9 protein-coding genes are annotated in these 12,661 nt (G+C 60.2%); 5 read left to right on the forward strand and 4 right to left on the reverse strand.

All coding sequences use genetic code 11. The features are described 5' to 3' along the window. The coding region (locus tag VIH17_12680) for a hypothetical protein (GenBank protein HEY4684085.1) at window positions 1–707 on the reverse strand (707 nt) is incomplete at its 3' end. Between the two features lie 154 nt (window positions 708–861). Then, on the reverse strand, window positions 862–1,866 hold the full coding sequence (locus VIH17_12685) for a GntR family transcriptional regulator (protein HEY4684086.1): 1,005 nt from the start codon (window positions 1,864–1,866) through the stop codon (window positions 862–864). Between the two features lie 406 nt (window positions 1,867–2,272). Here VIH17_12685 and recG point away from each other — a divergent pair, with 406 nt between their 5' ends. Beyond that, window positions 2,273–4,408, forward strand: a complete 2,136-nt coding sequence (gene recG, locus VIH17_12690; protein ID HEY4684087.1) for an ATP-dependent DNA helicase RecG — start codon at window positions 2,273–2,275, stop codon at window positions 4,406–4,408. A gap of 195 nt (window positions 4,409–4,603) precedes the next feature. On the opposite strand, the gene VIH17_12695 is transcribed toward recG, so the two are convergent. Both VIH17_12695 and VIH17_12700 read right to left on the reverse strand, forming a co-directional pair. After that, window positions 4,604–5,320, reverse strand: coding sequence for a hypothetical protein (locus VIH17_12695; GenBank protein HEY4684088.1), 717 nt, complete (start codon window positions 5,318–5,320; stop codon window positions 4,604–4,606). Window positions 5,321–5,408: 88 nt separating this feature from the next. After that, window positions 5,409–7,754 (reverse strand): sensor domain-containing diguanylate cyclase, encoded by a 2,346-nt coding sequence (locus VIH17_12700; protein ID HEY4684089.1) that lies wholly within the window; start codon window positions 7,752–7,754, stop codon window positions 5,409–5,411. A 237-nt stretch (window positions 7,755–7,991) separates the two neighbouring features. Here VIH17_12700 and VIH17_12705 point away from each other — a divergent pair, with 237 nt between their 5' ends. From VIH17_12705 to VIH17_12720, 4 genes are all read left to right on the forward strand, one after another. Then, entirely contained in the window at window positions 7,992–8,723 is a 732-nt protein-coding gene (locus VIH17_12705) for a PilZ domain-containing protein (protein ID HEY4684090.1), read from the forward strand. Beyond that, the gene (locus VIH17_12710) at window positions 8,723–9,202 is read left to right on the forward strand and encodes a PilZ domain-containing protein (GenBank protein HEY4684091.1); all 480 of its coding nucleotides are present in this window, start codon (window positions 8,723–8,725) and stop codon (window positions 9,200–9,202) included. The genes VIH17_12705 and VIH17_12710 overlap by 1 nt, the downstream gene beginning before the upstream one ends. 309 nt (window positions 9,203–9,511) lie before the next feature. Continuing rightward, window positions 9,512–11,224, forward strand: a complete 1,713-nt coding sequence (locus VIH17_12715; protein ID HEY4684092.1) for a carbon starvation CstA family protein — start codon at window positions 9,512–9,514, stop codon at window positions 11,222–11,224. A 600-nt stretch (window positions 11,225–11,824) separates the two neighbouring features. Further along, the coding region (locus tag VIH17_12720) for a DUF5666 domain-containing protein (GenBank protein ID HEY4684093.1) at window positions 11,825–12,661 on the forward strand (837 nt) is incomplete at its 3' end.

Genomic DNA, 12,661 nt, shown 5'->3' on the forward strand with positions numbered 1-12,661 from the left:
TCGAGCGCTTTGGGCATAAAGAGCGCGCTCGCATCCATCATGGTCCTGGCCATCGCCACAAAGTAACCGCGCGGATCCAGGTCAACCGTGCCCTTTTGATATAGGGCTCTACCCTGGTTGAGGTCGGTGACCGAAGCAGAAGCACAGAGAATCTTCGCCACCCAAAGGTCCAAGGTGTCAAGCTCAGCCTGGTACCGTTCCTCATCGCCGACCCAGATACCCTGTCGCAATTTATTCACCGTCGCATTTTCCACCGCGCCCACTTCGGGGAACCTTGCCTCCACGGTGAAAGGCTTTGTGTCCGATTTCTTGAGGAGGGGCAAGAATTGCTCGACGTAGCCGAGCGAACGAACGCGCGCCATCCCGAAATAATCCATCGCCATCTTCCGGAACCGCATTTTTTCTGCTTCGGTCCTGACCACCGTAGAGCCTTTCATGTAAGCGTCGCCCATTTCGCGATAGGACTCTCCCATGCCGCCCAGCACCGCGATGGAAAGCATGCGCGCCCGTTCAGCCAGCTCGTTCTCCTGTTTGCTTAACTTGGCGAGGGAATCAAGCGCGCGATCATGGGTGCGCTGTCGGAGCATCTCCTTCGCCTCGGCGAATTGCGAGGCCGGAGTAACCGGCTTCGGCCTCGGGGCGCAACCCGACCAAGCGACGAAACCATAGAAGACTCCTGCTGCGGTCACCATGCGGAGGAGTTTCATCGGCAGTCTCCTTTTGCGGAGGTTCTCCTTCATCACCGGAAATTTCAACCTGAAACCGGTCTGGCAACCTCCACGGGGAACGCGGACGAACCGGCACCAAAAGAACCGGAAGGCAAGACGACCGCCGCCATGATACGCCCGTCAAGGTTGCCGATCAAAGATACCGGCCAGTTCCGCCTCGGGCGGAGCGATAGCTCTTCGGCGAAAGCGGGTAGAAGAGAAGGTTGTTCCTTAACTCATGGAGAGAATCGGACGAGAGCATCTGCTCGACCTCCACCCGTCTCACCCGACCCGGCAGCTTGCCGACGCGCTCAGCGCAAAGCGGCGAGACATAGACGCTCCGGACTTCTTCGAGCAGTCTCCGCACCTGCTTCCGATCCCGGTATCGGACCAGGCGGATGCGCTCGACCACCCGGGGCGACACCAAATGTTCCAGCGCTTTTCGGAATCGCGGCTCAAACGAAGTGTCCGTGAGGATCATGCCGAGTGGTCCCCGCCGCGCCTCAGCAATCACCTTGCGGTGAAATTCCGGGTTCAGGGCAACGCGAAAAACCTCCTTTCCCAATCGCCCGGCCAAACGCAACACCTCAGCCCAGTGAAAATCAGTCGTGACCAGAAAGTGAGCGGCGCTGACCGCCGCCCGCAGCCGCGCCTCGCCTGCGTTCAGCTCCACCGGCTGCGCGATCACGCCCACTTCCCGCCGGATTTCTCGCGCAAAAAGACGGGTCTGTTCCGGGTTGCACTCCAGTACCGCGCACCGGAACAAGCCGTGATTTCGAAGCCCCGCCCGCATCGCCAGCAGGTGCACCAGCCGCTCTTCGCTCAGGCGGTATTTGCGCGCATCCTCCGCCACCCGCTCCAGGAAATGCGTCACCGACTGGCGATACCTGCGTTCGACCGCCGGTGGCCGCGAACGCACAAACACGCCCGATTGCGGCCGGATTTCGACCAGACCCTCCTGGGCAAGGCTGCGGTAGATCTTGAAAGCCGTTTTCAGATTGACCCGGCATTGCGCGGCAAGCTGCCGCACCGTCGGCAACCGGGCGCCGGCGGCAATGAGGCTGAAGTGGATGAGGTGGATGAGTTGCTCCCGGATTTGTTCCCGGAAGTCGAGCGAGCTTTCCTTGTCCAGCGTGAAGCGAAGCTCCCCAGTATTCATCACGGCCAATCTCTTGAGCGTCCCTCGGCTCCTATGGAGGCGTTTGTTTTTCCCGGGCGAGCCCGTCCCGCCCTGCGGGAGGCGAGTCGGCCAAGCCCCAGATAGATTGCCGCACAGATTCCGAAATCCACGAGCAAGCCGGCGTCGAACGCGAAAGGCCGGTGTCGCATCCGATCGGGCAACCGGGGAGCAAGCAAATAAAAGTAAACCGCGTTACCGGAAAGGATCGCAACCAGAGCCCGAATCCACCTCGCCATGCTTGCCCCCGACTCGTCGGGGCCTGCGAAATCAACGCAAAATATAGACCACATCGGCGCACAAGTAAATCCATGGCGGAGCCACCAGCCAAGCGGCATTGCGAGCGCGCCGCATCAGCCTTTCTTTGGGGTGTGCTATAGTTCGGCCCATGGCGCTTGAGCCCGGCACCGAAATTACTTATCTCCCGGGCGTTGGGCCGGCGCGGGCCGAGCTTTTCAAAGACAAAGGAATCCACACCGTTGAAGATCTGCTCTCCTGCCTCCCTTTCCGCTACGAAGATCGCATCCATTTTCAGGACATTGCCGCGGTGGCGCCGGGGACGGTGGCGACCGTGCTGGCCGAAGTGATGACAGGCGGGCTGGTGCGGTTTCCGCGCAGCGGCGTGCAGGCCTATCACCTGGCGGTGCGCGACCGGACGGGCACCCTCCACTGCAAATGGTTTCACGGCGGTTATCTCCAGCAAACCTTCAGGCCCGGCCAGCCAGTGGTGCTGCACGGCAAATTGGAGATGGATCGCTACCGCCCCAGCCAACGGCTGATGATTCAGCCGCAGTTTGAAATTCTTTCGCAAGGTCGCGGCGGTGCTTCGCCGCTCGCGGCGCGTGATTCGACCGAGACCGGCCGCATCGTCCCCATCTACGAGGCCATCGGCAGGATCAGTTCGCGCATCCTGCGGCGCATCATCTTCGGCGCGCTCGAACGCATCGGCGAGGTCGAGGACCTGCTGCCGGAAGAGCTGCGGCATCGCCATCGCTTTCCGGGACGCCGCGCCGCCTTGCAGGCTGCCCATTTCCCTCCCTCGGACGCCGACCTCAAGCAACTGAACGCCTTCGCCACCATGGCTCACCGGCGGCTGATCTTCGAGGAGTTTTTTCAATACCAGGTCGGTCTGGCGCTCAGGCGACGCAAGGTACAGGCCTCGCCGGGCATCGCTTTTCGCGTGCGAGAAGATTCGATCCGCGAAGCGGTGAAGCGAATCCTGCCCTTCAAACCCACGGCCGCCCAAAAACGGGTGCTCGGCGAGATGGTGGCGGACATGGAGCGGCCCCATCCCATGAACCGGCTCCTGCAAGGCGATGTTGGTTCGGGCAAGACCATCGTGGCGCTGGAGGCAGCCGTCATCGCGTTCGAGAACGGCTACCAGGTCGCGCTCATGGCCCCCACCGAAATTCTGGCCGTGCAACATTTCCTGTACACGCGCAACCTCGTTCGTTCCTCCGGCTATCGAGTGGAGCTGCTGATCAGCGGCATGCCGGCCAACCAGAAAAAGGAGGCGAAGACAGCGGTGGCGGGCGGTGGGGCTCATCTCGTCATCGGGACGCACGCCCTGATCGAGGAGGATGTCCGCTTTGCCCGGCTCGGTTTGGTAATCATCGACGAGCAACATCGCTTCGGCGTTCTTCAGCGGAAAAAGCTCATGGAAAAAGGCGGCTTGCCGAAAGCGGCGCCCGACGTGCTGGTGATGACCGCCACGCCGATACCGCGCACGCTGGCCTTGACGCTCTTCGGCGACCTCGACATCTCGGTCATTGACGAAATGCCGCCCGGGCGAATGCCCATCGAAACGAAATGGCTCGGCGAGGATCGAACCCACGCTGTCTGGGAGGTTGTCCGCGGCGAAGTGGCTGCCGGCCGGCAAGCCTATATCGTCTATCCCGTCATCGAAGAATCGAAACGAGAGCTGAAAGCGGCCGTCAAACAGTTTGAAATTCTCTCTCGCCAGACCTTCCCTGACCTGCGCGTTGCCCTGCTGCATGGGCAAATGGCCAGCGAGGAAAAAGAAACGGTGATGGAGCGTTTTCGCCAAGGGGAGATTCAGATTCTTGTTTCCACGAGCGTGATCGAGGTGGGAGTGGACGTGCCCAACGCCAGCGTCATGGTCATCGAGCACGCTGAGAATTTCGGCCTCGCCCAGCTCCATCAATTGCGGGGGAGGATCGGCCGCGGCAGCCAGCGCTCCGTTTGCATCCTGGTCTCGCCTGACCGGATCACCGACGAGGCTCGGGAGAGGCTTGAAACCATGGTGCGCACCACCGACGGCTTTGCAATTGCCGAAGTGGATTTGAAGCTGCGCGGCCCCGGCGAGTTCTTCGGCACGCGCCAGTCCGGCCTCGTCAGTTTTCGCATCGCTAACCCCATCCGCGATCACGACTGGCTCGAACTTGCCCGGCGGGAGGCCTTCGACTGGGTGGCCGACCCGGTGGCGGTCGCGGAAGTGGAAACGCTCCGACAATTTCTGGCCAGCCGATGGAAAAGACGCTATGCCCTGGCCGAAGTCCTCTGAAGGCTTCCCTCGCTTCCTCCCTGAGTTCAACCCCCCAGGTGGGTCTGCCTGCTGGAATGGTTGACGCTTATGGGCAGTTCCCGAGCCCGGCGCGATGATGAATGCAACTCGGTTTGGCAGCTACTAAGGGAGGAAACTAACCCCGTGGGGCAAGGTCACTTCTCGCTCGCTTGGGAGAACTAAGGCGGAACGGCACTAGACGACGAGGCCCCGGACAGCGAGCTGTTCCATCTCGTGGAGGCTCTGGGTGTCGTCAGGATAAGTGGTGACGCGGATGCGGATGCGGGCGGAGAGTTTCATGAGGCGCTCGTCGGTGGCGATCGTTTCGCCCAGGCTGGCAGCCGCGTGCTCGGCGGCATCGCGCGGGCAGCCCAGATGCAGCGTGCAAAAGACTCCCTCCGCGCGACGATAGAGCGCTTCTCCCTCCTTCAAATCTCGGATGAGCAACTCAGCCGCTTGACCCCAGGCTTCCGACTTCAACTCTTCGGGAGCGTTCGCCGGCATTTCGATTTTGAAAGCGACGACAGAGATAGGCTGCCCCGCGGCGGTGGCTCGTCTGAGGTCCATAGCCAGCCGGTCGTTGAACTGCTCCTCGCCGGGCAGCGATGCCAGCACCGTTTTGCTTGCTTGAAGGATGACGGCTAGGTTTCTGGCTTCCGACTCAATCAGGCGACGGCGCAGTTTCTTGATCTTTCCCTGGCGCTCGATGAGGTAGGCGTTGAAAAGAAGCGTGAGAACGACAAGGCCGAGGAAGGCCTTCTGGGTGCGGTCGGCCTGGCCCGAGCGCAGCATGGGCCACGCCGTCAGCAGCAGCCCGGCCGCCAGCACTGTAATCATGATGATGGCCAGAATCCAGAGTTGTCCCTCGCGCCTTTCGAGCGCCTCCAGCTTTGCTTCTTCCCTTCCTGGCATCCCACACTTCCTCAACCCATTCTAGCAAAACTGCGCCCCGAACCTATCCACTCTTTGGGCACAAGAGGCCCCGCGCCGGGCCGGGGCATTAAGCCAGGCGCAAGCTTTGCTGGTTCACGACAAAGCAATTGCCGCCTTTACCCTTAGCCGCATAGAGAGCCTGGTCAGCCGCCCCCTGAAGCTCCTGAGTTGTTTGCCCGTCATCAGGATAGGTGGCGATCCCGATGCTCACGGACAGCGAATCGTTCGAAGAGATCCTTTGCCGGGCAATGGCCTTCAGGATGCGCTCGGCCAGGATCACCGCCGTGGACGGGGGACAACCGCCCAGCAAGATAGCGAACTCGTCTCCGCCCAGCCGGGCAATGGTGTCACTCCGCCGCGTGGTTCTCGTCAAAACGGCGGCTACCGCCCGGATGGCTTCGTCGCCAACCGGGTGCCCGCGCGTATCGTTGATCCTCTTCAAATCGTCCATGTCCACCATCAGCAGGCAGCAAGGCGTCCCCGACCGCTGACAACTGGCCAGCTCTTGTTCCAACCGCTCCGCAAAAAAGCGCCGGTTATAACACCCGGTGAGGGTGTCGGTGAGGGCCTGTGTTTCGAGCTCCTTCTTTTGTTGGAGGCTCTCCGTCACGTCGCGACCGACTCCACGGATCAGGCCGGGAACAGTTCCCTCTTCCTCAATCGAGAGGACTAACTCGAAGATCCTTGGCTGCCCGGCAGCATTGTTCAGTTCCACAATCAAATTGGATATCTTTATGTTGCCAAGCTGCTTGAAGGCGAGGGTTAGTCCGGCCGCCGCGCCGGGCCGGATGAGTTGCGACCACTGGCGGCCGACAATCTCCCCTGCCGGCCGGCCCAGGAAGCGGCAACCGGCCCGGTTCATCGAAACTAACGTGCCGTCAGCGCTGCAACTGAAGATGATGTCGGAAGCATTCTCGACCAGTTCGCGATAGTGCTTCTCCGAATCCTCGAGCTGCTTTCGCAGGCGGGTGACCTCGGTGACGTCTCGAGCTACGCCCCGCACGCCCACTGCCACCCCACCTACCTGAATGACCGATTCTTGACATTCGAGGACGACCTGATCGCCCTGCTTGTTGCGAAATGAGATCAGCCCGCGAAGCCGTCTGGCCGAGAGCAGTGCCTTTCGGAAGCTCGAAAATTCGTGGCAAGACTCCGGCCAGAGAAACTCTTCTACAGAGCGGCCGATGATTTCATCGGGCTGGAAGCCGAGCAGCGAGGTAATGGCCGGGTTGGTCATGGTGAAATGACCTTGCATGTCCCGCGAGTAAATCCAATCGTCGCTATATTCGACCACGTCGCGCAGGCGCGCCTGGGAACTTCGCAGCTTGCGATAGACCCGCTCGATCTGCCGGAAAAGCTTTGCGCCCACCCGTTGCACCACAATCTGGCGGCCGCCAATCAGCACCACCACGACCACAAAAATGGCATGCGTCAGGTCCATCCGAAACTTTTCGGCGGCTGCCGGTCCCGGAGAGGAGTATCTCCAAAGCCAGTCGAAGGTGGGGATGGCTGCGACCAGCAGAAAAGCAACCACGGTGCTCACAACGCCCGATTCCATCGAAAAAGGCCTGGGCAGCGGCAATCTAAGTTGTTGAATACTGCGGCGTGAGTGGCGGGCAGCAATGGCATAGCAAAAGAAAGGCGCCATGAGCCCGAGGTCGTAAAGGCTTCCCGTGGCGTAGACATCTCCCGTGATCGCCGCGTTGACGATCACGTTGCCGATGGCATAGGTGACCCCGCCCATCGCGAGCAGCGCAAAGATTGGTTTCCATGGGGTACGCCATGTTTGGAATGCCCGGAACACCAGGAAGACGACCACCAGCACGTTCTTGCCTGCCTGCAGCAAGTCATAGTGGCGAAGGTAGGCAGCCTCATTGCCGCGGGCGATGTAGTGGACGCCCACCGCGTAGAAGTAAAGGTAGAGAGCCGCTCCGAAAACGAGCAGAAAGTCAAAAAGTCTTTGCGGAGAATTCGCGCTGCTTTCTTTTCTTTCCGGCCGCCAGAAGAGCGCCCCGAGCAAAAAAATGGCGTGGAGAAAAGCCGGTATGTCGGTCTCGGGAAAATAGCCGACGTCAGGCTGGTGAAGAAGCAGCTCGCTACCCGCCCAAAACAAGCAGGTCAACAGATAGCAATAGCAGGCGACCGCCCAGAGCGTCCAAAAGACGCGGCCGGCATGACGGTGACGAATCGCCGCCAGCCCGCTCATTTCCAGCGCCAGCACGACCGGGACAATCTGAGCCAGGTTGCCGAACCATGCCAGGAACCGCGTGTGGCCGCGGGCGAAGACGGAAACCAGCAAGAAGAGGCCGCAGTAGGCAGCCGCAAAAATCAACCATTTCCGTTCTGACCGGAAGATGGATTCCGGCGGCAATCGCGACGCGTCGGGATTTTCTGCCTGGCTTGTCTTTTCCACTGCTTCACACCACAACAAACTAATTTTACGGAGAAGCCCCCCGCTCCAACAATGGTACTCCGGTACAGACAGGGGTAAGGAGTATCGGGTTTCATTCTGATACCCGTGCCGGGCTGGAAGCCCGGCGACCCCTGCGGGCGTCCCGTTCCGTCGTGGCGCGATCGCCATAAGCCTTTCCCACGGAGCCATCATGGCCTAACATAGAGGCCTAACATAGGGGCGGCGGGCGGAAGAGTTATGGACAAGTGGGCCGAGCGGCGTAAGCACCACCGGGTCAGACCATCCCAACCCTTTTCCGGTCATATCCGGCCCAAGCAGCCGGTGGCCATCGTGGATTTGAGCCGCAGCGGCGCGCTGCTGGAAACGGCGGCGCGGCTTTCTCCCGGACAGTCCTGCCGCCTGGTGGTGGCGCTGGAAGATCGTCAATTGGACCTGGCGATCGAGGTGGTGCGCAGCCACGTCCATCGCATCCAATCGCTCAAGGACGGCGAGTCGCAGATTCATTACCGTGCCGGCGTGCGCTTTGAACAGCTCGCCGCCGAAGACGTCACTGCCATCATCCAATTCCTGGCCCGGCACGCGGAAGCGCCCGCCACTCTCGCCACCGAGGTTTCTCCTGCGGCCGCGCCCGAAGGCAGCCCACGGTTCAAGAAGCGCAGCTCTCCCCGCGTTCGCACCGCCGGGTTGCACGGCGAGGTTCATCTTGCTTCCGAGGGACGTGTCACCTCAGTCAGCGAGGGAGGGATCGCCATCGCCGTTCCTTCCCCGATCGAAGAGCGCAAAGCCATCGCGCTCATCGTAGAACTCCCTGCCGGCCCGCTGAAGGCGACAGGCACGGTGCGCTATTGCCGCCCACTGCTCCTGCGCGACCCATTCAAGGAGGAATTTGAAGTGGGGATCGCTTTTGATCAACTGAAGCGGGAGCAACTTGAAGCCTTGCGAAAACTTCTGCTCAATGGGGGGGTGTGATGGACGCAGAGCGACGCCGCTTCCCGCGTTTTCCTTTTGTGGCCGATGTCGAAATCTTGGCCGTTGAATCCAAAACCAAATTGCAGGCGCGCCTGAGCGACCTGAGCCTGGATGGTTGCTACCTTGATACCTTGCATCCGCCACCCCTCGGCACCCAGCTCCGCCTGCGCGTCAAGGCGGGAGAAAAATCTTTTGAATGTCTCGGCAAGGTTCGCTTTTGCGCTCCCGGCCTCGGCATGGGCATCGAGTTCGCCAGGATGCCGGCGCAGGATTGGCAGAAGCTGGCAGCGGTAGTGGAAAGCCTGGCCAGCGAACGGCTGGGGTTCGCCGCCAAGGGGAGTTCCTACGAAGAAATGATTGATGGCACGCTGGCGCTGGTCGAAGCGTTGACCGACGTCCTGGAAAAAAAGGGAGTCCTGAGCCGAGAGGAGATTGGCGCCGCCCTGCGCGCCCGCCGCGAAAAACGCCCACCGATCTAGCAGCGGTCACGCCCGGCGGGAGCGGCATTCTCTACGACGGATGCCAGACGTAGCGCCGGCGTCCTCGCCGGCTTGGTTCAGGGCCGCCTGGAAGGCGGCGCTACCCAGCGATTCAACAGCAACGCCGGACCACGGCATATTTCTTCACCAAAAACTTGGCGTAGAACTCCTGCGGTGACGAAGACGGCTGGCCGATGGTTTTGTACAAAGATGAAGTTGAAATCGGAAATTCCGGATGTATTGATAAAGTAATGCTTTTCCCTAAGAAGTGAATCGGGCAAAAATAAGAGTAATCAGTGGGAGGCGCGAATGAGTATTGCCCCGCTGGCGTTAATTGTTTTAGCCGTGCTGGCCGCGGGCTATAGCCTGTACGGTCGGTTTCTGGCCCGGACCGTAGGCTTGAACGCCAACACGCCCACGCCTGCAACCACGGTCAACGACGGCATGGATTTCGTGCCTACGCCTCGTTTCTACCTGCTCGGGCAGCATTTTTCCGCGATTGCCGCCGCTGGACCAATTGCCGGACCCATTCTCGCCTGCCAGCAATTTGGCTGGCTGCCCTCCATATTGTGGATCGGGTTGGGTGTCGTCTTCATTGGTGCGGTACACGACTTCTCCAGCCTAATAGCCTCAGTCCGCCACGGGGCGCGCTCGATTGCCGAGATCATGCGTGAGAATGTCAGCCGACGCGCGTGGTTTTCTATGATGGCATTCATTTGGATTGCGCTGATTTACGTCCTGGTTTCTTTCACGGATATCACGGCGAGCACATTCGTGGGGCCGGCGCAAGAGCTGCCGCTGGAAAATATGACTTTCAACGCCGGCGGGGCGGTCGCGCTGGCAAGCACACTCTATTTGTTGCTGGCCGTGGTGATGGGTTTGATTCGGAAACGCTGGAATCCCCCGCTGTGGACATTGACCGTGACCTTTGTCCCGGCAACGTTTGCCTTGGTCTGGCTGAGCACGAAACTTTCCACCCTGTTCGTGTTTGCGGCGGCCAATCCGGTGAAGGTGTGGGGCTTGTTGATCTTGACCTACTGCTTCGTTGCCGCGCTGGTGCCGGTGTGGTCGCTGCTGCAACCCCGTGGGTACCTCGGGGGCTTTGTGCTCTTTACGGCACTGGCAATTGGGGTGATCGGAGTGTTTATCGGTGGCTATAACGTCGCCCAGCCGCCGTTCAAAACTTGGAGCGCCTTGGCCACCGACGGCTCGTCTGTTCCGCTGTTCCCTTTTCTGTTTGTCACCATCGCCTGCGGCGCCTGTTCAGGCTTCCATGGGCTCGTTTGCTCCGGAACCACCTCTAAACAGATTGCTAGGGAACCGGACTGCCGAGTGGTGGGTTATGGTGCGATGCTACTGGAGGGTTTTGTCGCCCTGATTGCTCTTGCCACGATCATGATTGTGGCGCCGGAAAAAACCGCCGGCATCTCGCCTGGAACCATTTACGGCAATGGGATCGGTTCTTTTCTAACGGTTCTGATTGGTGAGCCACACCGCCTGTTTGCGACTACCTTTGGAGCCATGGCCTTTTCAACCTTCGTGTTTGATACCCTGGACGTGGCCACGCGCCTGGGGCGCTACATCCTACAAGAGCTGTTCGCCTGGAAAGGCAGGAGCGGCATGATTGCTGCCACGGCGGTCACCCTCCTTCCCGCTTACCTCTTTATCGCCACGGCTGAGAAGGGTGCTTACCTAAAGTTTTGGACCCTCTTTGGTACTTCCAATCAACTCCTCGCCGCGCTCACCCTGCTCGGAGTCACTCTGTGGTTCGTGCGCACCGGACGTCCCTACTGGTTCATCCTGGCCCCGATGTTGTTCGTGTTAACCATCACTGTCTGGGCCCTGGTGATTCAATTGACCAATTTCAGCCGCGTTGCGCTAGACCAAGGATTGGTAGCCGCCGGTGCCACCGCCATCAATGCCCTGGCGGCGCTGCTGCTGTTGATCATGACCGGCGTGATTTTGTGGGAGGTTTGCCGCGCGTTGCGCCAACGTCGGTGGCAACCGGAATTCGTGAAGTGAGTTGTGCCCACGGTTGGTGATAGCAGTGGCTCGAAAGCCACCGCGTTTCTCTTGGCCGGGCATGGAACTTTCGAGGATACTATCCAGCGCTCTTGAGCCTGTCAATTTGTCCCCATGGTTCCGGAATTGGGTCACCAGCTCACACTGAACAAGACGGCGAAAGGAAGCCGGTGATTGCTTTCTATGCGTTCTCCGTGCCCTCCGTGGTGGCTTTGTTTCGAGGCAATGATGCCAGCTTCATCGTAGTTCGACTCCTGGCTTTGCCCGGCCGCGCCACCGCCCCGGTTTTCGCCGTGAGGAAAGAGTCAGCCTGCCCGGTTCGAGCCTCGATTGCCCTCTGGTGCGCTGCGATGCTCCAGGAGGGTTTGCCGTAGTCTCATAAAAACCAGCCGCTTTCGGAAAAACTGTCCCATGTGTGGTAACATTTGCCCAGGGATGCAAGAAATTGCGCAGAGGAAAACGAAAAGAGAGCGACAGCAGGTTTGCAACCGATTGTTAACACGGCAATTGGATACCGTACATGGTCAGGCCTACTGGGCCTCGATTTGGCTGTATTTTTGCTTCTCGGAGTCGCTCGATTTAGACAGGAGGAATGAAACTATGCGCCGATGGGAGCGAGCCATTTCCACTCTTTTTCTTTCCGTAGCCTTGCTGATGGTTTCCGGTTGCGGCGGAGGGGGAGGCACAACCCCGCCACCCCCACCCGGGTCAGCCCCGATGACCCTCTTCGTACGAGACGCCGGTGCCGAAAAGCTGCTTGCTTTCGAAATCCAGCTTACCGGTGCCGCCCTGGTCAGCGGGACCACCGAGCAATCGATCCTGGCCGCCCCCGTTGAGCTTGAATTGAAGAACCTCCAACTCGCCACCATGCCCTTGAGCTTGAATAACGTTCGCGAAGGTACCTACACGACTTTGCGGCTCACCTTCGCCAATCCCGAGGCTACCGTTCTGACTTCGACCCCAACGGTCGTGAAGTGCGAGACCGGCGCGGCCTGCGTGCCCACCCTTGCCGCCGGCCCCCTGAACAAGACGGTTAACATCACCGTGCAGCTAAACGTGCGCAGCGCCGTGATCATTGACTTTGACTTGGCGGCCTCCGTGAACGTGACGGAAAACCCCCTTGCCGTCGCCGTCAATCCCGCTGTCAACGTCACCCAGGTCCCCGTGCAGGCCCCCCAGCAGGCCGAAGCTGAACTGGAAGACGTCGTGGGCACGGTCACCGCCATTGACGGCGCGAACCAAAGCTTTACCTTTCGGCCCGAGGGCATGACCGCAACGTTCAACATCGTGACCAACGCCCAGACGAAGTTTGAAGATTTTGACGATGCTTCCCCGGCGCGTGCCAACGCATTCGCCAGCATTAGGGTGAATGACCTCGTCGAAGTGGACGCCGAGCAACGTGCCGACGGCGGCTTTGTCGCCGAAGAAGTAGAACTG

This window comes from Candidatus Acidiferrales bacterium (assembly GCA_036514995.1).
GTDB lineage: Bacteria > Acidobacteriota > Terriglobia > Acidiferrales > DATBWB01 > DATBWB01.

What these genes read in the sequence shown, in the direction of transcription:
- VIH17_12685 (HEY4684086.1), bottom strand. Translation starts at nt 1,866, where the DNA reads ATGAATACTGGGGAGCTTCGCTTCACGCTGGACAAGGAAAGCTCGCTC.
- recG (HEY4684087.1), top strand. Translation starts at nt 2,273, where the DNA reads ATGGCGCTTGAGCCCGGCACCGAAATTACTTATCTCCCGGGCGTTGGG.
- VIH17_12695 (HEY4684088.1), bottom strand. Translation starts at nt 5,320, where the DNA reads ATGCCAGGAAGGGAAGAAGCAAAGCTGGAGGCGCTCGAAAGGCGCGAG.
- VIH17_12705 (HEY4684090.1), top strand. Translation starts at nt 7,992, where the DNA reads ATGGACAAGTGGGCCGAGCGGCGTAAGCACCACCGGGTCAGACCATCC.
- VIH17_12710 (HEY4684091.1), top strand. Translation starts at nt 8,723, where the DNA reads ATGGACGCAGAGCGACGCCGCTTCCCGCGTTTTCCTTTTGTGGCCGAT.
- VIH17_12715 (HEY4684092.1), top strand. Translation starts at nt 9,512, where the DNA reads ATGAGTATTGCCCCGCTGGCGTTAATTGTTTTAGCCGTGCTGGCCGCG.